Annotated in this window: 16 protein-coding genes; 7 read left to right on the top strand and 9 right to left on the bottom strand. The window is 70.6% G+C overall.

What is annotated here, in order from left to right:
- Positions 1–88: 88 nt before the first annotated feature.
- Positions 89–5,668: a TIR domain-containing protein gene (locus AB0C28_RS52790; protein ID WP_358084682.1), complete on the top strand. Its 5,580-nt coding sequence runs from the start codon at positions 89–91 to the stop codon at positions 5,666–5,668.
- A 26-nt stretch (positions 5,669–5,694) separates the two neighbouring features.
- On the opposite strand, the gene AB0C28_RS52785 is transcribed toward AB0C28_RS52790, so the two are convergent.
- From AB0C28_RS52785 to polA, 8 genes are all read right to left on the bottom strand, one after another.
- The gene (locus AB0C28_RS52785) at positions 5,695–7,092 is read right to left on the bottom strand and encodes a glycoside hydrolase family 43 protein (protein ID WP_358084679.1); all 1,398 of its coding nucleotides are present in this window, start codon (positions 7,090–7,092) and stop codon (positions 5,695–5,697) included.
- 139 nt (positions 7,093–7,231) lie between these two features.
- Complete coding sequence (gene coaE / locus AB0C28_RS52780) at positions 7,232–7,834, bottom strand: dephospho-CoA kinase (RefSeq protein WP_357860648.1); 603 nt, start codon at positions 7,832–7,834, stop codon at positions 7,232–7,234.
- A 205-nt stretch (positions 7,835–8,039) separates the two neighbouring features.
- Positions 8,040–8,510, bottom strand: coding sequence for a GNAT family N-acetyltransferase (locus AB0C28_RS52775; RefSeq protein ID WP_357860710.1), 471 nt, complete (start codon positions 8,508–8,510; stop codon positions 8,040–8,042).
- Positions 8,511–8,559: 49 nt separating this feature from the next.
- Positions 8,560–10,215, bottom strand: coding sequence for an alpha/beta fold hydrolase (locus AB0C28_RS52770; protein WP_358084676.1), 1,656 nt, complete (start codon positions 10,213–10,215; stop codon positions 8,560–8,562).
- Positions 10,216–11,131: 916 nt separating this feature from the next.
- Positions 11,132–12,265, bottom strand: coding sequence for an epoxide hydrolase family protein (locus AB0C28_RS52765; protein ID WP_358084673.1), 1,134 nt, complete (start codon positions 12,263–12,265; stop codon positions 11,132–11,134).
- A 230-nt stretch (positions 12,266–12,495) separates the two neighbouring features.
- Positions 12,496–13,980 (bottom strand): 30S ribosomal protein S1, encoded by a 1,485-nt coding sequence (rpsA, locus tag AB0C28_RS52760; RefSeq protein ID WP_357860713.1) that lies wholly within the window; start codon positions 13,978–13,980, stop codon positions 12,496–12,498.
- A 192-nt stretch (positions 13,981–14,172) separates the two neighbouring features.
- Complete coding sequence (locus AB0C28_RS52755) at positions 14,173–15,258, bottom strand: polysaccharide deacetylase family protein (RefSeq protein ID WP_358084669.1); 1,086 nt, start codon at positions 15,256–15,258, stop codon at positions 14,173–14,175.
- A 163-nt stretch (positions 15,259–15,421) separates the two neighbouring features.
- Positions 15,422–18,112 carry a DNA polymerase I gene (gene polA / locus AB0C28_RS52750; RefSeq protein WP_358084667.1) on the bottom strand — a complete coding sequence of 897 codons (2,691 nt, stop codon included), beginning with the start codon at positions 18,110–18,112 and terminating at the stop codon, positions 15,422–15,424.
- 104 nt (positions 18,113–18,216) lie between these two features.
- On the opposite strand from polA, the gene AB0C28_RS52745 reads away from it, so the two are divergent.
- From AB0C28_RS52745 to AB0C28_RS52720, 6 genes are all read left to right on the top strand, one after another.
- The gene (locus AB0C28_RS52745; protein ID WP_357860716.1) at positions 18,217–18,600 is read left to right on the top strand and encodes a hotdog fold thioesterase; all 384 of its coding nucleotides are present in this window, start codon (positions 18,217–18,219) and stop codon (positions 18,598–18,600) included.
- 429 nt (positions 18,601–19,029) lie between these two features.
- The gene (locus AB0C28_RS52740) at positions 19,030–20,316 is read left to right on the top strand and encodes a branched-chain amino acid ABC transporter permease (RefSeq protein ID WP_357860665.1); all 1,287 of its coding nucleotides are present in this window, start codon (positions 19,030–19,032) and stop codon (positions 20,314–20,316) included.
- Between the two features lie 11 nt (positions 20,317–20,327).
- The gene (locus AB0C28_RS52735) at positions 20,328–21,314 is read left to right on the top strand and encodes a branched-chain amino acid ABC transporter permease (protein ID WP_357860668.1); all 987 of its coding nucleotides are present in this window, start codon (positions 20,328–20,330) and stop codon (positions 21,312–21,314) included.
- A 4-nt stretch (positions 21,315–21,318) separates the two neighbouring features.
- On the top strand, positions 21,319–22,242 hold the full coding sequence (locus AB0C28_RS52730; protein ID WP_357860719.1) for an ABC transporter ATP-binding protein: 924 nt from the start codon (positions 21,319–21,321) through the stop codon (positions 22,240–22,242).
- A complete protein-coding gene (locus AB0C28_RS52725; protein WP_346109917.1) occupies positions 22,239–23,030 on the top strand; it encodes an ABC transporter ATP-binding protein in 792 nt (263 codons plus the stop codon). Before AB0C28_RS52730 ends, AB0C28_RS52725 begins: the two co-directional genes overlap by 4 nt.
- Before the next feature lie 111 nt (positions 23,031–23,141).
- On the top strand, positions 23,142–23,543 hold the full coding sequence (locus tag AB0C28_RS52720) for a hypothetical protein (RefSeq protein ID WP_357860672.1): 402 nt from the start codon (positions 23,142–23,144) through the stop codon (positions 23,541–23,543).
- Here AB0C28_RS52720 and AB0C28_RS52715 read toward each other — a convergent pair.
- A partial coding sequence (locus AB0C28_RS52715) for a PT domain-containing protein (RefSeq protein WP_358084664.1) occupies positions 23,431–23,669 on the bottom strand: 239 nt, incomplete at its 5' end. The genes AB0C28_RS52720 and AB0C28_RS52715 overlap by 113 nt on opposite strands.

Raw genomic sequence — 23,669 nt, 5'->3', positions numbered from 1 at the left:
GCACACCGCCAGGAGGCCGCGACACCCGAGCACCACCGCCGGGAAAAATGCCGATCCCGTGCCCGCATCCCCGGGGGATACTGGGCAGATGGCACGTGACGGCAGGCCGACCGAGATCTTCGTCAGCTATTCCCCCGCCGACACGGCATGGGCGACCTGGATCGCCTGGGAGCTGGAGGCGGCCGGCTACAAGACCATGATCCAGGCGTGGGACTTCGTGCCCGGCACCAACTTCATCGACTTCATGGACCGCGGGGTCAGCGAGGCGCAGCTGGTCGTGGCCGTGCTCTCACGCAACTATCTCGGCTCCCGCTACGGGCGGATGGAGTGGCAGGCCGCGCTGCGCGCCGACCCCGACAACCCGTCCAACAAGCTCGTCACGATCAGGCTGGAGGACGTCCAGGTCGAGGGCCTGCTGTCCACGATCACGTGGGTCGACCTGCTCGGCGTCACCGACCCAGGCCAGGCCAGGGCGCAGCTGCTCAGCCGGGTCAGCGAGGCGATGTCCGGCCGGGCCAAGCCGGAGGCCGCGCCGGCCTTCCCCGACGGCTCCCGGGTGCCGCCGTCCCCGCCGACGCTGCCGCCGCCCGCCGAGCGGGCCAGGGCGCGGCGCTCGCCGGTCACCGCGCCGAAGTTCCCGCCGGCGGCGGGCGACGACCGCGGGCGCGAGTCGATCAGCGTGCTGCACATCGGCGGCCCCAGGTTCGGCCGGGCGCTGCCCGACCCCGGTGACCCGTTCACGCCGGAGGACATGCAGGCGCGCATCTGGGCCGATCTGACCGCCATGTACGACCGCGGCATGCCCCGCCCCGACCTCATGGTCGTCAGCGGCGACCTGACCGAGTCGGGCAGTCTCGGGCAGTTCGGGCAGGCGACCCGGTTCATCACCGACCTGCGGCTGCTGATCGGGCTGGAGCCGCACCGGCTGATCCTGCTGCCCGGCCCGCGCGACGTGACCAAGGCCGCCGCGAGCGCGTACTTCATGACGTGCGAGGCCGACGACGTCAGCCCGCAACCCCCCTACTGGCCCAAGTGGCGCCACTTCGCGACCCTGTTCGGCGAGGTCTACCAGGGGCTGGACGACCGGGTGTTCGACGCCGCGCAGCCGTGGACGCTGTTCGAGGTCCCCGATCTGAAGGTGGTCGTGGCGGGGCTCAACTCGACGATGGCGATGAGCCATCTGGAGCGTGACGCGTACGCGCTGCTCGGGGAGGGCCAGGCAGCGTGGTTCGCCGAGCGGCTGCGGCAGTTCGAGGAGGACGCCTGGCTGCGTCTCGGCGTGCTCGGCCATCCGCCGGGCGAGCTGCGCGACCTCCAGACGTTCGAACGGCTGCTGGGCCACCGGCTCAACCTGCTCCTCCACGGCGGCACCGGGGAGGGGGCCGAAGGCCGGATCGCCGCGCCGCGCTCAGGGCGGCACCAGGTCGTCGAGATCGGCCCCGACGGGCTGCGCCTCTGGCGGCCGGACGGGCAGCCCGACGGGCGGCCCCAGCTGCTCCGCTCCCGCTGGCGGGCCGCCGGGACCACGTTCACCGGCCAGAGCCCGCCCGCCGCCGCGCCCGCGCCCAGGGCGGCCGAGCGCGAGCCGAGCCCGGTGGAGCTGCTGCTCGACCGCATCACCGAGGTCTGCGAGGCCCGGCACGAGCGGGCCAGAATCCGCAGGTTCGACACCCATCTGGTGGTCACCCACCCGGAAGACGGGTTCGTCCGCCAGACGATGATCGGCGCGTACGCGGGCGACGCCGCCGAGGAGGCCGCCAACGACTTCGCCCGGCGCGCCCACGCCGCCGGCCTGCCCGCCGAGCTGGTCTACCAGGGGCCGCCCGCCTCCCGCGCGCTGCGCGACGAGCTGATGCGCAAGGGCGTGCGGCTGCGCAGCTTCACCGAGTTCCAGGGGCTGCTCGACCTGAGCGGCTACGTCAGCGAGCAGACCGCCCGCCTGACGAACGACCGCCGCTACCCGCCCCACCTGTACGTGCCGCAGCGCTACCGCGAGCTCGACCGCCCCGGCAGCCAGGTCAAGCACGGCTTGACCGACGAGCTGATGCGCCTGCTGGCCGCCGACCACGGCCGGTTCCTGCTGCTGCTGGGCGACTTCGGCCACGGCAAGACGTTCGCGCTGCGCGAGCTGGCCCGCCGCATCCCCGCCGAGCTGCCGCATCTGACGCCGATCCTGATCGAGCTGCGCGCCCTCGACAAGGCCCACTCGGTCGACGCGCTGGTCGCGGCCCATCTGGCGAGCCACGGCGAGGAGGTCATCGACCTTAAGGCGTTCCGCTACCTGCTGCGGCAGGGCCGGATCGTGCTGCTGTTCGACGGGTTCGACGAGCTGGTGACCCGGCTGACCTACGACCGCGCGGCCGACCACCTGTCCACGCTGCTGGCGGCGGCCGACGACAAAGCCAAGATCGTGGTGGCCAGCCGCACCCAGCACTTCAAGTCGCACAGCCAGGTGCTGACCTCGCTCGGCGAGATGGTGGGCGTGCTGCCGCAGCGGCGGGTCCTGGGCGTCGAGGATTTCACGCACGACCAGATCCGCTCCTACCTGGCCAACAGGTTCGCCGAGGGCGACGAGGCCGGCGCCCGCATGTCGCTGATGGCCGAGATCGAGGACCTGCTCGCGCTGGCCCAGAACCCGCGCATGCTGAGCTTCATCGCCGACCTCGACGCCGACCGGCTGCGCACGGTCGCCGAGGCCCGCCACACGATCAGCCCGGCGCTGCTGTACGAGGAGATCCTCACCTCGTGGCTGGCCTTCGAGGAGCGGCGCGCCCGCGTCCCCGGCTCGGCCGTGGCGCTGACCGTCGAGGAGCTGTGGCGGGTGGTGACGGCGCTGGCGGTGCGGCTGTGGGAGAGCGGCGAGGCGCTGCTGGGCGTGGACGAGCTGACCGAGATCGGCGAGACGCTGACCGACCTGGCCGACGGGCAGCTCTCGGCCGCGCACGCCGCGTTCCGGATGGGCTCGGGCAGCCTGCTGGTCCGTACCGAGGAGGGGATGTTCGGGTTCATCCACGCGTCGGTGATGGAGTGGCTGATCGCCCGCCACATCGCCACCACCCTGGACAACCCGGTCCTGCTGTCGCTGCGGCCGCTGTCGGCGCTGACCGTGGAGTTCCTGTGCGACCTGGCCGACGTACGCGCGCTGCGCGCCTGGGTGGCCAATCCTCAGCCCGACGACCTGGCCAAGGCCAACGCGGTCAAGGTCGCCGCCAGGTTGCGCACGCCCGCCCGTACCGACCTGCGCGGCGCCAACCTGAAGGGCGAGGACCTGTCGGCCAGAGACCTGCGGGAGGTCGACCTCACCGGCGCCGACCTGTCGGAGACGACGCTCGCGGGCACCAACCTGTCCAGGGCGACCCTGCGCGAGGCCAGGCTGGTGGGCGCGCGGCTCGACGGCGCCCAGCTCACCGGGGCCGACCTGCGCGGCGCCGACCTGTCGGGGGCGCGGCTGGCGCGGGTCGACCTGAGCGACGCCGCGGTCGAGGGCGCCCGCTGGCACCGGGCCGCGCTGATCGACGTGACCGGCACGCTGCCGCACCTGCCGGGCGCGGCAGTGGTGCCGGGGCAGCCGGTCGAGGTGCAGTTCGCGCCGGCCGGCATCGGCGTCCCGTACGGCTACCACTTCCAGACCAGCCGCCTGCCCGAGCCGATCGCCTACAGCCCCGACGGCTCCACGCTCGCGATCGGCAACGAGGACGGCGGCGTGCTCCTGTGCGCGGGCGGCGCTCCGGTGCGCACGCTGCAGGGACACCAGGGCCGGGTGTACGCGGTCACGTTCGCCGGCGGCCTGCTGGCCACCGGCGCCAGCGACGGCAACGTGCTGCTGTGGGACGCGATGACCGGCGAGCCCCTGCGCGGCCTGCGCGGCCACCCCGACGGCGTCTGGCCGGTCCGCTTCGACGCCTCGGGCGAGCTGGTGGCCGCGGGCGGCGGCGACGGCGTCGTCCGCGTGTGGGAGAGCGCCACCGGCCGGCTCGTGCACGAGCTGGCCGGGCACCAGGCCCCCGTGTTCACCGCCTCCTTCGGCCGCTCGTCGCTGGTCATCGGCGACTCGGCGGGCGTGGTGCGCGTCTGGGACCTGCGCTCGGGCAAGGTGCGCGAGACCCTCGGCGAGCACCGGGGCAGCGTCTACCGCGCCGTCCACAGCCCCGACGGCTCGCTGCTGGCCACCGGCGACGAGGCGGGCACCGTCCGGCTCTGGGACACCGCCACCTGGCGCCTGCTGCACGAGCTGCACGGCCACCTGGGCAGCGTCTACTGCGTGGCCTTCGCCCCCGACGGCTCGCTGCTGGCGACCGGCGACACGGCGGGCAGCGTCCGCCTGTGGGACCCGTCGGGCGAGTCCCGCGGCGTGCACCTCACCCACGCGGCGGCCGTCTACCAGGTCGCCTTCAGCCCCGACGGGCAGGTGCTGGCGACCGGCGACTCCGACGGCTCCGTACGCCTGCAGCGGCTCGGCGGCGGCCGGCAGATCGAGCTCACCGGGCACCGCAGCTCGGTGTGGCCGTTCGCGTTCAGCCCCGACGGCCGCCAGCTCGCCACCAGCAGCAACGACGGCACCGTGCGCCTGTGGGACCCCGACAGCGGCCAGTGCCAGCGGGTGCTGCGCGGCCACGGGCGGCGGATCTCCTCGGTCAGGTTCAGCGCCGACGGCACGATGCTGGCCACCAGCGGCAACGACGGCATCGTGCGCCTGTGGGAGCCGCGCACCGCGCGGCGGCTGCGCGAGTTCACCGGCACCGCCGACCGGCTGGTCTCGGCCTCGTTCTCGCCGGCGGGGCCGACGCTGGCCACCGCCAGCAACGACGGCGGCGTGCACTTCTGGAACGCCGCCACCGGCGACTACGAGCGCGAGCTGCACGCCGAGACCGAGCACGTGTGGGCCGAGGCGTTCAGCCCCGACGGCGACCTGCTGGCCACGGCCAACGACGACGACAGCGTGCGCATCTGGTACCGCCCGACGGGGCGGCTGGCGGGCCACCTCACCGACCATCGGGGGCGGGTGCGCTCGATCGCGTTCAGCCCTGACGGCGGCTATGTGGCCACCGGCTGCGACGACAAGCTCGTCCGCCTCTGGCACGTCGCCTCCGGCGGCCGGGTGGCGACCCTGGAGGGGCACACCGACCGGGTCTACTCCGTGGCCTTCTCCCCCGACGGCCGCCACCTCGCCAGCGCGGGCAACGACGGCCGGGCCCTGCTGTGGGAGCTGCGCCCCGGCCAGCCGTGGCAGCCGCGCCTGCTGCACACGCTCACCCATGCCGGCGGGCGGTTGTGGAGCGTGGCGTTCGACGCCTCCGGCCGGCACCTGGCCACGGGGGGCGACGACCTGCTCGTACGCGTCTGGGACACCGCCACAGGCCGCCCCCGGCACACGCTGGCCGGGCACGCCCGCCGGGTGCTGTCGGTCGCCTACAGCCCTGCGTCCGACCTGCTGGCCAGCGCCGGCGACGACGGCGTGGTCATCCTCTGGGAGGGCGGCGAACGCCGGGCGACCCTGCTCGGCCTGGCCGAGGGCTGGGCCGCCCTGGCGCCCGACGGCCGCTACAAGGTGCAGGGCGACTTCGCCGGGCAGTTCTGGCACGTCGTCGGGATGTCGCGGTTCGAGCTGGGCGAGCTCGACCCCTACCTGCCCGGGGTGCGGCAGGTGCCGCTCGACTCCCCCTTCTGAGCGTTCAGAACCCCTCTTCTGAACGCTCAGAAGACCTCGATGCGGTCCATGCTGATCACCGTGCTGCCCGAGGCGGGGTTGCGCTCGCCGGTCACCCGCACCCGCAGCGTGTGCGCGCCGGGCGCCAGCACCGGGCTCAGGTAGTTGAGCTGCTCGCCCACCCGGATGCCGCTGTAGTAGTCGACGCGCTGCTCGGGGCCGCCGTCGATGGAGATGGCCGCGATGCCGTTGCCCCGGTCGCGCACGCTCAGCAGCGCCACGCGGGTGCCGGTGAAACTGACCGTCGCGGTCGCGCCGGCCTGGCCGCTCCAGTGGTCGTTGCTCCGGAAGCACTGGTTGCCGCAGCCCGACCCGGACTGCCACGAGCCGGCGTAGACGACCTGCGGATCGAAGTCGTTGATCACCGACGTGGCCGCGCCGGGATCGCCGGACGGCAGTTGCTGCGTGGCGCCCGCGGCGAGCGGCCGGCTGAAGTTCGGGGTGCCGTCGGCGTTCCAGCCGAACCGCTGCACCCGGGTGGTGCGGAAGTCGTAGGTGTACGTGCTCGTGTTCTTGCCGTGGTAGGCGATCCAGTCCTCGGTGCCGTCGGGCGAGCGGAAGAACGAGTGGTGGCCAGGCCCCCACACGCCCGTCGCGTCGTTCCGTGAGAACACCGGCCCGGCGTGCTGCCGCCAGTTCGCCGCCACCATCGGGTCAGCGCCGTCGGCGATGCTCTTCATCCAGAGCTGGTAGTCGGGCTTGCCGGTGTCGCAGGTGGAGTAGGTGAGGAACGTCCTGCCGTTGCGGTAGAGCGGCGTCGGCCCCTCGCGCACCTCCGCGCAGCCGCCGTCGGCCGGGATCGCGACCCGGCCGCCGGTGACCGTCCATGGGTTGCTCATCCTGGCGATGTAGAGCTGCGCGGGCCCGCCCATGCCGCGTCCCGGCCCTGTCCAGACGAAGTAGGACTGGCCGTTGTGGGTGATGGGCTCGCCGTCGATGGCGTACTCGCCGAAGTCGGCGATCTTGGCCTTGAACGCGTACGGGCCCATGGGGTCGTCGCCGGCCGATTCCAGCACGTACATGCGGTGGTTGGCGTCCACGCCGTCGGAGGCGGTGTAGTAGATGTACCAGCGCGATCCGACGTGACGGAAGGCCGGGGCCCACATCTGGGTGTTGCGGCTGCCGTCACTGTCGCGCCAGACGACCTGCTCGGGGGCGGCCAGCAGCGTGGCCAGGCTGGGCGAGCGCCAGATGCCGATGCGGTCGCCGCGCGTGGTGGCCACGTAGTAGTTGCCCGCGTGGTACATCAGGCTCGGGTCCGCCGACGGATTGACCGGATTGCGGAACGACTGCGTCGCCGCGGCGGCCGGAAGCCCGGGGACGATCACGCTCAGGGTGAGGGTCAAGGCGAGTAAGGCGGCACGCCAGGGCGTTGGGCGCGGCATCGGCGGGTCCTTCCACGAACCTTGTCGGACGATCTTTCCGATGGTCATGGAAGAAAGTCATCCCGTCAACCGGCGGACGGCACGGCCAGACTCGCTCCGGCGCAGGCGGCCCGGTGCAGCGAACCCGGCCCAGATCCGGTCAACCGCGGGCGGCTCGACGTACCAGCTCGGCCCAGACGTCCTCGACCCGATCGTCCAGCTCCTCCAGCGGGCCGTCGTTCGGGATCACGATGTCGGCTGCGGCCAGCCGGTCCTCCCGGCTCGCCTGGGCGGCGATGCGGGCCTTGGCGTCGGCCTCCGGCATGCCGCGATACTCGGCCAGCCGCCTGATACGCAGCTCGTCCGGCGCGTCGACGACGATGATCACGTCGTACATCGGCGCCAGGTTGTTCTCCACCAGGAGCGGCACGTCGTACACCATGATCGTGTCGTTGTCGGCCTCCTGCTGCAACTGCGCCACCCGCTCCCCGACCAGCGGGTGGACGATCGCGTTGAGCGCCGCCAGCCGCTCGGAGTCGGCGAACACCACGGAGCCGAGCCGTTCCCGGTCGAGCGAGCCGTCCGGTCGGAGCACCTCCTCACCGAACGTGGCCACCACCCGGGCCAGGCCCGGCGTACCGGGCTCGACCACCTCACGCGCGATCTTGTCGGCGTCGATCACCATCGCGCCCTTGGCCGACAGCCGCTTGGACACCTCGCTCTTGCCGGAGCCGATGCCGCCGGTAAGCCCGATTTTCAGCACTGTTGCAGCCTATCCACCCTCGGGGCACACGGGTCCATCACGAAGGGTCGATCACGGACGACGTAGGCCGTGATCGCTGCGACGACGGAAGGGCTCGCTCACGGACGGCGTGGAGCCCGTGGTCGGTGCGGCGAAAGGGCCCGCTCACAGACGGCTTAGGCCGCCGCAGCGTAGGGCTTGATCAAGGGCGCGACTTGGGTCGACGTCACCGCGATGGAAGGGCTCCATCCGGCGTCCGGCGCAGGTAGACCATCGTCAGGTGGTCGTCCATCCGCTCGCGGCTCGTCTCCCGATAGCCCAGACGGCGGTAGAGCCGCAGGTTTCCCTCCGACAGGTGACCGGTGAACAGGTCGAACGCCGTCGCCTCCGGCACCTGCTCATGCAACGCGTGCAGCAGCGCCGTGCCCACCCCCTGACCTTGCCGGTCGGGAGCGACGACGAGGCGGCCGGCCAGGCAGGTCGCGCCGGACAACTGCCCGCGTACCGCGCCGACGATCCGGGTTCCGTCGAGCGCCTTGAGCACGACCGCGCTCTCGATGACCTTGCGCACCTGCTCCAGCGACTCGACCAGCGGCGGGATGTAGGGGTCGCCGTAGAGCTGCGCCTCGCTGACGTACGCCGCCCGCTGCAGGGTGAGGATCTCGCCCGCGTCCGCCGCCACCGCCCGTTCGATCACCACGTCCAGCACCCTATCCCAGGGGGATGCGCCCAGCCGCGAGCTCACCTCAGTGGAAGCGCCCGGCCGTGAGCTCTCCGGGGCACAGGGTGCGCGGCCTGGGCAGCACGCCGTTGACGAGGTAGTCGTGGACGCGGGCACGCAGGCAGGCGGCACGCAGCTTGCCGGCCCCCTGCAGCAGGTACGCGTCCTGACCGTCGCCGTGCCACAACACCCTCGCCCCGGGGATCCGCCTGGCGGCCCTGGCAGCGGCGGCAGGCGGGTTGCCCGCATCCAGCCTGCCGATCCCGACCAGCACCGACGACCTCCCCAGAGCCACCACCGGCACCACGAATCTCTCACCCTCAGCCGCCGCACCCGGCGACGCAGGCCCCTCGCCGCCAGACGTCACCGGCATCACGGAGCCCTCGTCTCCAGGCGTCACCCGCCGCACCGCAGAGCCGTCGCCTCCGGCCGGCACCCGCACCGTAGGGCGCTCGATTTCGGGTGCCGTCACCCGCGCTGTGGAGTCCTCGCGCCCGGTGGCACTCCCCTGACCGTCGTCCATCGCTGTGGCCGGTGTCGCGGGGCGGGGTGGGAGGGGTCGCAGGCCCAGGCAGCGGGCGAGCTCGTGGCGGCCGGTCAGCCAGCCGACGCGCGGAGCCACGGCGCGCAGGCGTGACTCCATCGCCAGGAAGCGCCGGTAGCCGGGCACGACCGGCATGAAGTCGTGACACCACGTCGAGCGGGCCACCGTCCCTGATTCCGCCGGGCGTGACACGGACGCCATCGCGGCCAGCGCGCGCAGGTCACCCGCTTCGGCCGCCGCCAGTGCCCGGGCCAGTTCCGGCCAGCGCTGCGGGGTGAGCCCGGCGAGCACGGCGGCCACCACCTGGTAGCCGCTCACCACACCCACCCCGTGCCCCGGACCCGCCTGGCCCAGCCGGCCGGACGGGTTCGCGGCCGACGGTGCTCGTTCGAGGAGGTCGTCGAGCACCGCCACGGCGTCGTCGTCCGCGAGGGGGCAGCCCGGCTGGTTGGCGCACCAGTCGCCGAAAGCCGACAGCCGGCGTTCGGCCGCGCGGGCGTGGGCGATCAGCCGCCGTCCCAGACCGGTCCCGGGGTGGTCGGGCAGCCCCTCCAGGTACATCCGCCCGACCCGGCGCGGGAACAACTCCGCGTACGCCCGCCCGTACACCGCCCCGTACGCGTTGCCGAAGTACCGCAGCCGGTCCTGACCGAGCGCGGCGCGCAGGGCGTCGAGGTCGTGCGCCACCTGCCAGGAGGTGAAGCCGGCGTACGCGGGACCGGCGGCGACCCGGCAACTGCGGTCGTAGGCGGCGTTGTCGCGGGCGTAGGCGCGCCAGGCGGCCGGGCCGGAAACGAGCTGGATCCGGCGCGGATCGGGCGGCGGCACGGAGCACCGCACCATGGCGGCGCTCCCCCGGTCACCGAACCCGCGCCCCTCGACGAACACGACATCGAACCACCGCGCCAGCTCGCTGACGGTGTCGGGCCTGGCACGCACACCCTGGACGGTGGAGTCCTCACCGATGTTCACGACCAGCGGGCCCAGGCTGCGGGCGGGGTCACGCGCGGACATCCTGGCCACATCGACCTCGGTACGGGGACCGCGTGGGACGGCCCAGTCGACAGGCACGGACAGCTTCGCGCACTGCAACCCGTCACCACAGTCCCGCCACACCACCCCGCTCCCGTCGCCCACGAAACGACCCGAAGGCGGCGGCGAAGGAGAAACCCACGGCCGCGCTCCCCCAGGCCCGGCCACCACGGGCACACCAACGAGCCCAGCCACCACGGGCATGCCGGCAAGCCCGGAGGCACGCACCTGCCGCCCGGAAAACCCCACGTCACGCACCTCCGCCCGGGAGAACTCGTGATCGCGAATCTCCGCGCCGGAGGTCCCGGAGTTCCGCACCCCACCGCTGGAGGACCCTCGATCGCGAACCTCCACGCCGGAGGATCCGTAGTCCCGGACCTCACCACTGGAGAGCCTCTGGTCGCGAACCCCCGTCCCGGAAGACCCGTGATTGCGGGTCACCGCACCGGAGGTCGGCGGCGGGGCTATGGTGACGGCGCTGGCCGTGCTGGCCGTGGAGACGGTGCCGGCGGTGCCGGCGGTGCCGGCGGCTGTGACGGTTCCAATCGCAGCCGTCGCAGTGCCGACCGCAGGAGCGGCGGCTACGACGGTGGCGGCCGGTACAGGCTGTTGCCCGACCTGTCGGGAATCCCCGTGACCGGTGCCAGTCCCGATCGGCATGAGCCGCCGCCCCACCTGCCGGGATTCCGCCCGATTGGCGGTAACTTCGACCGACATGAGCCACGGCCCGACCTGTCCGGAACGCTCCCGATCCGTGACAGTGCCGGGCGTAGCAGTGGTGGCCGTGGCGGTGCCGACCGTGACCTTGGTGGCTGGGGCCGCTGCCGGGGTCGTCATCAGGGCCGTCGTCAGCGCCGTCAGAAGGAGCGGCCGGAGGGGTGTAGCCCGGAGAGATCGCTGAACCATACCCACCGCATAGCCCCCGAGAAAGTCGTGACCAACAGCAGGACGACAGTCTCCCAGGAGACAACCCCGCAGGTCAGAGCCTTGCAAAGAGCGGTGGGTAAAATCTCGCCACCCCTCAGCGCACTATCCGGAAAAATGCGCGTATGCCGTCCACCAGCGGCCCGGGTGCCGCCATGGCCACCATGTGGCTGGGGCTCTGCGCCGTTCCCCAGTAGACGATGTCGTTCCCGCGCTCCGCGATCCGCCGCATCGCCGCGGGCCCTCCGTGTGTCACCCCGGTGGGCACGGCGCGCTGGTCGGCGGGCAGCCCGGCCGCCCCTTCGTAGTACGTCCACGACGAGGAGCCGCCGGTCTCCGTCAGCCAGTACAGGGCGGCGTTGGTCAGCACGAGGTCCCGGTCGATCGGCTCGGTCCCCGGCCCCCAGCCGTCGAACTCCTTGTACCTCTCCACCAGGTACGCCAGCTGCGCCACCGGCGAGTCGGCGAACCCGTACGCGAGCGTCTGCGGCCTGGCGGCCAGGTACGGCCCGTACCCGCTGCCCTGCCCCATCCACGCGGTCAGCTCCTTCAGCTCGGCGAGCTCCTCGTCGGAGAGCCCCTCCAGCTGCGCCGGGTCGCCGGTGGGGATGCCGAGCCCGGCCGTGATGAGCGAGCCGGCCACGCGCTCGGGGGCCAGGGCGGCCAGCCGCGGGGTGACCAGCGCGCCCGCGTCGTTGCCGTGCGCGCCGTAGCGCTCGTACCCGAGCCGGCGCATCAGCTCCGCCCAGGTGCGGGCCACGCGGTCAATGCTCCACGGCCGTTCGTCGGCGGGTTCTGGGAACGGCGAGAAGCCGAAGCCGGGCAGCGACGGGGCCACGACGTGGAAGGCGATGCCGGGGTCGAGTCCGTGCCGGCGCGGGTCGGTGAGCGGCCCGATGACGTCGAGGAACTCGGCGACGGAGTTCGGCCAGCTGTGCGTCATGATCAGCGGCAGCGCGTCCGGCTCAGGTGAGCGCACGTGCGCGAAGTGGATGGGCTGGCCGTCGATGGTGGTGGTGAACTGCGCGAACGCGTTCAGCCTGGTCTCCTGGGCGCGCCAGTCGAACCCGTCGGCCCAGTAGTCGGCCAGGTCCCGCAGGTACGCCACGGGCACGCCCCTGCTCCAGCCGCCGGGCAGTTGCGCCGCCCACCGGGTGCGCCGCAGCCGTTCGCGCAGGTCGTCGAGGTCGGCTTGCGGGATATCGATACGGAAGGGCTTGATCTCGTTCATGCCGGTGACGGTAGAAGACCTTGCGGAAAGCCTGCTTCCGCGTTACCCGTCTTCGCGCGGCGGATTTTCCCGTGCGGGCACCGCAACAGGCATGCGACAGGCACGCAAAGGCTCGGCACGTTCCCGTACGGGCACGCGAGAGAAGATCCGGCAGGAATACGCGAAAGGCCCCGCACGAATGCGGGGCCTTTCGTTTCTAGCGGTGCCTCAGGCGGCCGAGGTCAGGGACCTCAGCTCTGGCCGCCCGCGAGCTTCTCGCGCAGAGCCGCGAGCGCCTCGTCAGAGGCGAGCGCGCCGCTGGCCGGAGCCGACGAGGAGGAGCCGCCCTGCGGGGCCTGCGTCTCGCCGCTGTAGGACGAGGGAGCGGCCTCGCCGGCCTCCGCCTCGGCCTTGCGGGCCTCCTCGATCTGCTTCTTGTGGGCCTCGAAGCGGGTCTGGGCCTCGGCGTACTGCCGCTCCCACTCCTCGCGCTGCTTGTCGAAGCCCTCGAGCCACTCCCCGGTCTCCGGGTCGAAGCCCTCGGGGTAGATGTAGTTGCCCTGGTCGTCGTACGTGGCCGCCATGCCGTAGAGGGTCGGGTCGAACTCGACCTCGGTGCCGACGCCCTCGTTGGCCTGCTTCAGCGAGAGACTGATGCGGCGACGGTCGAGGTCGATGTCGATGATCTTGACAAAGATCTCGTCGCCGACCTGGACGACCTGCTCCGGAATCTCCACGTGGCGCTCGGCCAGCTCGGAGATGTGGACCAGGCCCTCGATGCCCTCCTCGACCCGGACGAACGCGCCGAACGGCACCAGCTTGGTGACGCGACCCGGCACGACCTGGCCGATCTGGTGGGTGCGGGCGAACTGCTGCCACGGGTCTTCCTGGGTGGCCTTGAGCGACAGGGAGACGCGCTCGCGCTCCATGTCGACGTCGAGGACCTCGACCGTGACCTCCTGGCCCACCTCGACCACCTCGGACGGGTGGTCGATGTGCTTCCAGGACAGCTCGGACACGTGGACCAGGCCGTCGACGCCGCCGAGGTCCACGAACGCACCGAAGTTGACGATCGAGGAGACGACGCCCTTGCGGACCTGCCCCTTCTGGAGGGTGTTGAGGAACGTCTGGCGGACCTCGGACTGCGTCTGCTCCAGCCAGGCGCGGCGCGACAGAACCACGTTGTTGCGGTTCTTGTCGAGCTCGATGATCTTGGCTTCGAGCTCGCGGCCGACGTACGGCTGCAGGTCGCGGACCCGGCGCATCTCGACGAGGGACGCGGGCAGGAAGCCCCGCAGGCCGATGTCGAGGATGAGGCCGCCCTTGACGACCTCGATGACGGTGCCGGTGACGATGCCGTCCTCGTCCTTGATCTTCTCGATCGTGCCCCAGGCCCGCTCGTACTGAGCGCGCTTCTTGGACAGGATCAGCCGGCCCTCCTTGTCCTCCTTCTGGAGGACGAGGGCTTCGACGTGCTCTCCGACTTCCACGACGTCAGCAGGATCGACATCGTGCTTGATCGAAAGCTCGCGCGAGGGAATGACTCCCTCGGTCTTGTAGCCGATATCGAGAAGAACCTCGTCTCGATCGACCTTGACGACGGTGCCCTCGACGATGTCGCCGTCGTTGAAATACTTGATGGTCTCGTCGATCGCCGCGAGGAAGGCTTCCTCGGACCCGATGTCGTTGACCGCTACCTGCGGGGTGCTCGAGGTGGCCTCAGTGCTGGACGTCATGTGTGGAATTGCTCCGAACGCGGACAGGATGTCGATGTGGCGGATGCGCGGCAGGCCCTCTTCCGCATCAAGCCGAGGAATTACGACATCGACGTGACCGAGCGCGAGCCCGCTCCGTCTGAGGCGCGCGCGAGCCCACAGCGCAGCGATCAGCATATGAGACCATCGCCACTGGGTCAATCCGGGGAGGACTCAGTAGGCGATGACCTGGAGCCCTCGCTTGGCGACGATATTACCGCGCCGTTTCTCCGGGATGGAGATCCGGTCCGGGTCGCCGTCGCTGACGTAGCGCTCACCAGGGTGCCTGTCCAGCCAGTCGAGCCAGTACTGCGAGCACCACTTGCGGCACTCGCCCTTCTTGCCGTTGCTCTGGATGCGCTGGATCGCACCACGGTCGAACTTTTTCGCGTAGGGCGAAAGTGACGGCTCGGCTCCCGCGAGGAACACGCCCGCGAAATCATACCTCGTACCGTCCCATGATCCGCTTCTGGCGGACTTCTTGCCTCGCGGCATGGATCCGTACGGCAGGGCCATGGTCTCCGAGGGCGGCGCGCCGAGCTTCTTCAGCAGCCGTTCGATCCTGACGATCTGCTCGCGGACCTTCTTGCGTTTGAGCATCCGCAGGTTGGGGTGGGTCCAGGTGTGGTTGGCCACCTCGTGGCCGTGCTCGGTCAGCCACCGTACGGCGGCCGCCTGGGAGTCGTGGTCACGCAGCCCGAACGGCTCCTTGTTGACCCAGAACGTGGCCACCGGCCGGAAGCCGGGATAACGCGAGGCGACGTCGTGGATGACGCCGACGGCCGTGTCGGGCCGGGGGTTGCCGTGGGCGTCCAGCCCGAAGTGGCTGGGATGTCCGTCGTCGAACGTCAGCACGACCGGGAACTTGCCCGCCGGCACGTGGATCTCGCCGCGGACGAACTCCCTGGCGGTGATCGGCACGTAGCCCCGCTTGGCCAGCTTCTCCAGCTCCTTCCTGAGCTGGGCGGGCGTGCGGTCGAGCGAGGCGAGCCGTTTGGCCAGGATGCGGTGGTACATCAGCACCGGCACCAGCCCCGCCTCGTTGGCGTGCACCTGCCGGGCGAACTCCGGCGTGGAGACCACGCCGGGCGGCAGGCCGACGGGGGTGGGCGTGGCGGGCGGCCGGGCGCCGCCGTCGCCGCCCCCGACGGTGGCCGTCTCACGGGGCTCGGCGTGCGGCCGCGGCTCGCCGGGTAAGAGGCTCAGCCCGACGATGGCGACCGAGATCACCACCACGTTCGCCAGCCCGATGATGCGCATGAGGGAAGCTGGTAGCCGCACAGAACTCCCGGCCTATCGGTGAAATCCGCTCCAGACTAGTGCAGAGGCCGCACGCCCGGCCGTCCCGCCCCGAAGACCCGCCGCCGTGCCACCGCGGCCTCAGCACCCCGCCTACGCGCCGCAGTGGCTCAGCGGCCCGGGCTCAGTGGCCCGCGTCCTCCCACGTACGCCCGACGCCCACCGAGACCTCCAGCGGCACCCGCAGGGTGTAGGCGGCGTTCATCTGGTCGCGGACGAGCTGCTTGAGTGTCTCCAGCTCGCCCGGCGCCACCTCGAACACGAGCTCGTCGTGCACCTGCAGCAACATCCGGGAGGCCAGCCCCTCCTCGCGGATCGCCTGGTGCACGTGGAGCATGGCGACCTTGATGATGTCGGCGGCCGAGCCCTGGATCGGCGCGTTGAGCGCCATCCGCTCGGCCATCTCGCGCCGCTGGCGGTTGTCGCTGGTGAGGTCGGGCAGGTAGCGGCGGCGGCCCATGATCGTCTCGGTGTAGCCGTCGGTGCGCGCCTGGGAGACGATGGCGTGCAGGAAGTCGCGCACGCCGCCGAACTCCTGGAAGTATTCCTCCTTCAGCGCCCGCGCCTCGGCCACCGGGATGTTGAGCTGCCCGGACAGCCCGAAGTCGGACAGCCCGTAGGCCAGGCCGTAGTTCATCGCCTTGATGCGGGCCCGCAGCTCGCCGTCGATCTGCTCGGGCGGCAGGTCGAAGACGCGGGCGGCGGTGGCCTGGTGGAAGTCGTGGCCGGACTCGAACGCGGCGATCAGCGACTCGTCGCCGGACAGGTGAGCCATGATGCGCAGCTCGATCTGGCTGTAGTCGGCGGTCAGCAGCGTCTCGTAGCCCTCGCCGACCGTGAAGCCCTGCCGGATGCGGCGGCCCTCGGCGGTGCGGATCGGGATGTTCTGCAGGTTGGGCTTTTCTGACGACAGCCGGCCGGTGGCGGCGATGATCTGGTTGAACGTGGTGTGGATGCGCCCGTCGTCGGAGATCTCCTTGATCAGGCCCTCGACGGTGGTGCGCAGCTTCTGCTGGTCGCGATGGCGCAGCATGATCGTCGGCAGCTCGTGCTCGGTCTGGGTGGCGAGCCAGGCGAGCTGGTCGGCGTCGGTGCTGTAGCCGGTCTTGATCTTCTTGGTCTTGGGCAGATTGAGCCGGGTGAACAGGATCTCCTGCAGCTGCTTGGGCGAGCCCAGGTTGAACTGCTCGCCGACCGAGCGGTGGGCCTCCTCCACGGCGTGCTTGACCGCGGCGCCGAACTCGGCCTCAAGGCCGGTGAAGTAGGCGCTGTCGACGGCGATGCCCGCGCGCTCCATCTCGGCCAGCACCGACAGCAGCGGCAGCTCCACGTCGGCCAGCAGCTGGGTGCCGCCGCGCCCGGCCAGGAAGGTCTCCAGGCTCTCGGCCAGCTCCAGCACGGCGTGGGCGCGCAGCGCGAGGTCCTTGGCCGGGGCGTCCTCGTCGTCGCCGAACAGCGCGGCCTGCCCGCTCGGCTCCTCCTCGGCCCGCAGGTCGCGGTGGAGGTAGCGGCGGGCGAGGTCTTCGAGGGCGAACGTGCGCTGCCCCGGCATGGCGAGGTAGGCGGCCAGCGCGGTGTCGCAGCTCAGCCCGCGCAGCTCCATGCCCTGTGCCCACAGGGCCAGGATGGGGCCCTTTGCGTCGTGGACGGCCTTGGGCCTGATCTCGTCGCCCAGCCAGGCGCGCAGGGCCGCCTCGTCGGCCTCGGTGAGCTTGACGGGGTCGATGTAGGCGGCGGTGCCGTCGGGCGAGGCGATGGCGATGCCGTCGATGCGGCCGGTGCCGCTGCCGTAGACGCCCTTGAAGGCGAGCCCGGCGCGGCCCTCGGGCAGGGCGGCCAGCCAGCCCTGGACCCGGTCGGGGCCGAGCAGCACGGTCTCGACCTCGAAGCCCTGCTCGGGCTCCTGCTCGCCGGTGCCGAGCACCTTGAAGACCCGCTCGCGCAGCTCGCCGCGGATCTGCAGGGTGTCGAACAGCTTGTTGATCTCCTCGCGATCCCAGGTGCCCTGGACGAGGTCGCCCAGCTCCACCTCCAGCGGGACGTCGCGCAGCAGCTCGGTCAGCCGCCGGTTCATCAGCACCTGGGCGACGTGCTCGCGCAGCTTGTCGCCGACCTTGCCCTTGACCTCGTCGACCCGGTCGACGAGCGCGGTCAGCGAGCCGAACTCGCGCACCCACTTGGCCGCGGTCTTCTCCCCCACGCTGGGGATGCTCAGCAGGTTGTCGCTGGGGTCGCCGCGCAGGGCGGCGAAGTCGGGGTATTGCGTGGGGGTCAGGCCGTATTTCTCCTCGACCGCCTCGGGCGTGAAGCGGGTCATGTCGCTGATGCCGCGCCGGGTCATCAGCACGGTGACGTGCTCGTCGACCAGCTGCAGCGCGTCGCGGTCGCCGGTGACGATGAGGACGTCCATGCCCTCGGCGGCGGCGCGGGTGGCCAGCGTGGCGATGAGGTCGTCGGCCTCGAAGCCGGCCTTGGACAGGTGCGGCACGCGCAGCGTGTCGAGCAGCTCGTAGATGAGCTGCATCTGACCGCGGAAGTCCTCGGGCGTCTCGCTCCTGTTTGCCTTGTAGTCGGCGTATTCCTCGTGCCGGAACGTCGGCTCCGACCGGTCGAAGGCCACCGCGACGTGTGTGGGCCGCTCGTCGCGCAGGATGTTGGTCAGCATCGAGGTGAACCCGTAGACCGCCTCGGTGTGCTGACCGTCGGTGGTCATCAGGTTGGCGTCCTTGAGCGCGTAGAACGCGCGATAAGCCAGGGAATGCCCGTCAAGCAGCAGCAGGCACGGGCGGCTGGGGGTCACTTCACTCTTCGGCACGTACGCAGCCTAGTCTGCGTCTGCGACAGAAAACCTGAGCTCGAAAGAGTGGAGGCGTCCCCTTGACGCAGACCGACCCCCTGGACCATCCGCTCGACGCCTCCCTGTTCAACGACCTGCACGAGGGCACGCTGGCCGACCGGATGGGCATCGAGTTCCTCGAGGCCGGCCCCGAGCGGGTCGTGGGCCGGATGCCGGTCGAGGGCAACACCCAGCCGTACGGGCTGCTGCACGGCGGGGCCTCGGCGGTGCTGGCCGAGACGCTGGGCTCGGTGGGCGCGGCCGTGCACGCCGGTCCCGACCGCATCGCCGTAGGCATCGAGCTGAACGCCACCCATCACCGCTCGGCGACCTCGGGCCACGTCACGGGGATCGCGACCAGGCTGCACGGAGGCCGTACTTTGGCGACGTACGACATCGAGATCTCCGACGATCAGGGGCGGCGGGTCTGCACGGCGCGGCTCACGTGCATGTTGCGTGACCGCTGACCCTTACGTCACTTTCACCGACCCTTTGCGCATGCCCCCCGCGGGTCGCTACGGTTGTTTCACCAGAGCCCGCGGGGAGGCTTAGTAGAAAACGTGTCCGGCCCCGCGTACGCGGAGGTCTTCCGCGCACGTAGAGGGATGAGACCGGACACGGCCCCAAAGGCCACCCCGCGGGCTCGTCGCGTTCCCCCGCGATCGTTACCGATTCGTTCCGTCGAAGCGCCAGGCGTCAAGCTCGATTTAGCCCCTGACCTGGCTCGACGTTTGCTCACATCAGTGACACACACATGTCTCTAATTGGTGACGAACGATACTGAAACGGGCGGCACCAGAATAGGCTCCCGCCATTGCATCCCAGTTGTGCCTGCGATGCGCGTGTCGAGATGGAGGGGTACAACCCCGCCTTGACTTACTTTCGAGGGAGCACCATTGCGCAGAGCCGTGATCGCGTTCACGGCCTTCCTGGGTGGACTCATCTTCCTGCTGGCCGTGCCCGCCCATGCGGATCCGGCCGACTGTCAGGGACTGAGGGGAACACTCAAACTCCAAGGCCAGCCAGTGAACGGCGCCAAGATCTCTGTCACCACCGAAGGCGGACAACCCGTCGAGGAGGTAACGAGTAACGCACAAGGCACGTGGGACGTTCAGGTCGACGAACCGGGGAAGTACAAGGTCACCCTGGACCCCAGCAGCCTGCCGGCGAACTCGGAGGTCCGCGGCGGCAGCAACGTCCGCACGCCGACCGTCTACGAGAACAACTGCTCCACCGTGCTCTTCGCGCTGCAGCCCAAGGCCGCTCCCGGGGCGGCCCCTGAGGACACCGGGCAGAGCACGTTCTGGGAGCAGGCGGCCCAGCTGACCTTCGAGGGCGTCAACCTCGGCCTGATCATCGCCCTCGGCGCGCTCGGCCTGTCGCTCATCTACGGCACCACCGGCCTGACCAACTTCGCCCACGGCGAGCTGATCACGCTCGGAGCCGTCATCGCCTACGCCTTCAACGTCGGATTCGGCCTCCAGCTCATCCCGGCCGCGATCATCGCGATCATCGTCTCGGGAGCCCTGGGCTACGGCCAGGACCGGTTGTTCTGGGGGCAGCTGCGCAAGCGCGGCACCGGGACCATCGCCATGATGATCATCTCGATCGGTATGGCGATCCTGCTGCGCAACCTCATCCAGTTCTTCTTCGGCGCGCAGACCGACAGCTACACCGACTACAACACCCAGGCCGGCATCGAGATCGGCCCGATCAGCGCCGCGCCCAAGAACCTCTGGGCCATCGGCATCGAGCTGGCGGTCCTGATCGTCGTGGGCATCGCCCTGATGAAGACCCGCACCGGCAAGGCGGCGCGCGCCGTGGCCGACAACCCGGCCCTGGCCGCCTCCTCCGGCATCAACGTCGACCGCATCATCCGCATCATCTGGGCCTCGGGCTCCGCCATCGCCGCGCTGGCCGGCATCATGCTCGGCCTGTCGCAGTCGCTGAAGTTCACCATGGGCCAGGACATCCTGCTGCTCATCTTCGCGGGCGTCACGCTCGGCGGGCTCGGCACGGCCTTCGGCGCCCTGGTCGGCTCGCTCGTGGTCGGCATCTTCATCCAGGTGTCCACCCTGTGGGTGCCGCCGGAGCTGAAGTCCGTCGGCGCGCTGGCCGTACTGATCATCGTGCTTCTCTTCAGGCCGCAGGGCATCCTGGGCCGCCGCGAGCGGATCGGGTGACGGGGGTAACCATGGACTGGCTCACGATCATCACCACCACCGTTCACGCCGCCATCGGCTGGGAGTCCGTCGTCTACGGCCTTGCCGCGATCGGCGTCAACATCCACTTCGGCTACACCGGCCTGCTCAACTTCGGCCAGGCCGCGTTCATGGCCGTGGCCGGCTACGGCCTGGCCGTCGCCGTCACCGTCATGAACCTGCCGTTCTGGATGGGCATCGTGATCGGCCTGGCGGCAGCGGCGATCCTGGCGCTCCTGCTGGGCATCCCGACGCTGCAGCTGCGCGCCGACTATCTGGCGATCGTCACCATCGCGGCCGCGGAGATCGTCCGGCTCGTGTTCCGCTCGGTGTACTTCAAGGACATCTTCGGCGGTTCCGACGGCCGGCGCGGCTTCACCGGCGACTTCTACGCGATGAACCCGTTCCCGCCCGGCCACTACGGCGTCGGCCCGTTCGGCTTCGACGAGCGCGTCATCTGGTTCCTCACCGTCGGCTGGACCGTGGTGCTGCTCAGCTGCCTCGTCGTCTACCTGCTGATGAAGAGCCCGTGGGGCCGCGTGCTCAAGGCCATCCGCGAGGACGAGGACGCTGTACGCGCCCTGGGCAAGAACGTGTTCTCGTACAAGATGCAGTCGCTTATGCTGGGCGGCATCATCGGCTGCCTGGCCGGCTTCTTCTACGGCCTCTACAACGGCGCCGTGCAGCCCGACATCTTCGGCACCGAGATGACCTTCTTCGCCTACACCATCGTCATCCTCGGCGGCGCGGCCCGCGTCTTCGGGCCCGTCGTCGGTGCGATGGTCTTCTGGGTGCTGTTCGTCTTCGTCGGCAACACCCTCGCGGAGCTGGTCCGCAACGGGCTCATCCCGTTCATGACCACCACCCAGGTAGGCCCCATCCGGTACGCCCTGGTCGGTCTCGGATTCATCCTGTTGCTGGTCATCCGGCCACAGGGCATCTTCGGGGACAAGAGGGAGATCGCCATCAATGCCCGATGACACGATGACCGCCAGCAAGAAGGCGTCCGCGCTGGCCGCGTTCAAGGACATGCCGCGCGAGCCGGGCGTGCCCAAGCCCGACCCCATCCTCGTGGTCGACAAGGTCGTGCGCCGCTTCGGCGGCCTGACCGCCGTCGACGTGGAGCACGTCGAGATCCAGCGGGGCTCCATCACCGCGCTGATCGGCCCCAACGGGGCGGGCAAGACCACCTTCTTCAACCAGCTCACCGGCTTCGACACGGCCGACTCCGGCGCGTGGACGTTCAACGGCCGGTCCATGAACGGCGTCCCCGCGCACAAGGTCGCCAGGAACGGCATGGTGCGCACGTTCCAGCTCACCAAGGCGCTGTCGCGCCTGACGGTGCTGGAGAACATGCGCCTGGGCGCCCAGAAGCAGAAGGGCGAGAGCTTCTGGCGGGCCATGATCCCCAGCTTCTGGCGCGGCCAGGAGGACGAGATCACCCAGCGCGCCGAGGAGCTGCTCGTCCGCTTCAAGCTGGACGCCAAGAGCGAGGACTTCGCCGGATCGCTCTCCGGCGGCCAGCGCAAGCTGCTGGAGATGGCCCGCGCGCTCATGGTCGAGCCCGAGCTGGTCATGCTCGACGAGCCCATGGCGGGCGTCAACCCGGCCCTGACGCAGTCGCTGCTCGGTCACGTCAAGGACCTGCGCGAGCAGGGCATGACGGTGCTGTTCGTCGAGCACGACATGGACATGGTCCGCGACATCAGCGACTGGGTGATCGTCATGGCCCAGGGCGCCGTCATCGCCGAGGGCCCGCCCTCGACGATCATGTCGGACGAGCGCGTGATCGACGCCTACCTGGGCGCCCACCACGACGCTCCGCTCTCGGACACCGAGCTGGAGTCTCAGCTGCAGGAGGCTGAGGCCGCTCTGGAGGCCGAAATCGAGGAGGAGACGCAGAAGTGAACGCCGAAGAGCCGGCCGAGTCGAAGGCGGCCGTCACCGACCGCTCCGCCCACCTGGCCGGGGCCGAGGACGCGGTACTGCGCTGCGACGAGCTGATCGCCGGTTACCTGCCGGGCGTCAACATCCTCAACGGCTCCGACCTGTACGTGAAGCAGGCCGAGCTGATCGGCATCATCGGCCCCAACGGCGCCGGGAAGTCGACCCTGCTCAAGGCCATGTTCGGCCTGGTCAACATCCGCAGCGGCAAGGTCCTGCTCAAGGGCGAGGACATCACGAACATGAAGGCGCACTCGCTGGTCTCCCGCGGCGTCGGCTACGTGCCGCAGACCAACAACGTCTTCCCCAGCCTCACCATCGAGGAGAACCTCGAGATGGGCGCCTACCAGGTGCCGGGGAAGTTCAAGGAGCGCTTCGAGTTCGTGGCCGAGCTGTTCCCCGCGCTCGCGGAGCGGCGCAAGCAGCGCGCCGGCTCCCTGTCCGGCGGTGAGCGGCAGATGGTGGCCATGGCCAGGGCCCTGATGACCGAGCCTTCCGTGCTGCTGCTCGACGAGCCGTCGGCCGGTCTGTCGCCCAAGCTGCAGGACCTGGTGTTCATCCAGGCCCAGCAGATCAACAAGGCCGGCGTGACGGTGATCATGGTGGAGCAGAACGCGCGGCGCTGCCTGCAGATCTGCCACCGCGGCTACGTGCTCGACCAGGGCCGCAACGCCTACACCGGCACCGGCCAGCAGCTCGCCAACGACCCCAAGGTCATCGAGCTCTACCTCGGGACGCTGGCCAAGGCATGACGCAAGACCGCGTGCACCGGTAGTTCGCCGGTAGTTCGCGGGTAACGAAACGGTCGAGAAGGCGAAGGGGCTCCTCCCGAGGGGCCCCTTCGCTGTTTTTTAATACCCGATGTGAAACGTTTGGCGACAGTCGCGCTCATATTGCCCGTCCTGCTCGTCGGGTGCCAGGACGACGCCTCCTCGGCCGAGAAGTTCAGCACCGGCGGCGACCCCGCCGACAGCCCGTGCGCCCGCGTGGTCTCCTCCATCGGGTACGCGGGCCTCATGCTGGAGCCGGCCGGCCGGGAGGAGCGGCAGACGTTCGAGGACGCCCTGACGGGCCGCCTGGCGGAGGTGCACGGCACGACGCGGGAGTTCGGCCCCAGGCTACCCGGCTCGCTCCAGGAGGCTGTGGAGACCGTCAGGACGACGACCGCGGGCCTGTCCAGGAACGACGTGCCCAGGGAGCGGCAGGTGGCGCTGCTGAAGCGCTACCGGCAGGCGGCCGACCGGATCGTGGCCGGCTGCCGCTGAGGCCCGCAGGAGCGCACGTGGGGCCGCGTGTGGGGCCGCGTGTGGGGCCGCGTGTGGGGCCGCGTGTGGGGCCGCGTGTGGGGCCGCGTGTGGGGCCGCGTGTGGGGCCGCGTGTGGGGCCGCGTG

This window comes from Nonomuraea sp. NPDC048892 (genome assembly GCF_040649735.1).
Taxonomy (GTDB): Bacteria; Actinomycetota; Actinomycetes; order Streptosporangiales; family Streptosporangiaceae; genus Nonomuraea; species Nonomuraea maheshkhaliensis.
Note: the sequence above shows the minus strand (reverse complement) of the source record. Positions and strands in the feature narration are given on the sequence as shown.

Excerpts from the sequence above, each read along its gene's own strand:
- AB0C28_RS52790 (WP_358084682.1), top strand. The coding sequence starts at position 89 with ATGGCACGTGACGGCAGGCCGACCGAGATCTTCGTCAGCTATTCCCCC.
- AB0C28_RS52785 (WP_358084679.1), bottom strand. The coding sequence starts at position 7,092 with ATGCCGCGCCCAACGCCCTGGCGTGCCGCCTTACTCGCCTTGACCCTC.
- AB0C28_RS52765 (WP_358084673.1), bottom strand. The coding sequence starts at position 12,265 with ATGAACGAGATCAAGCCCTTCCGTATCGATATCCCGCAAGCCGACCTC.
- rpsA (WP_357860713.1), bottom strand. The coding sequence starts at position 13,980 with ATGACGTCCAGCACTGAGGCCACCTCGAGCACCCCGCAGGTAGCGGTC.
- AB0C28_RS52755 (WP_358084669.1), bottom strand. The coding sequence starts at position 15,258 with ATGCGCATCATCGGGCTGGCGAACGTGGTGGTGATCTCGGTCGCCATC.
- AB0C28_RS52735 (WP_357860668.1), top strand. The coding sequence starts at position 20,328 with ATGGACTGGCTCACGATCATCACCACCACCGTTCACGCCGCCATCGGC.
- AB0C28_RS52730 (WP_357860719.1), top strand. The coding sequence starts at position 21,319 with ATGACCGCCAGCAAGAAGGCGTCCGCGCTGGCCGCGTTCAAGGACATG.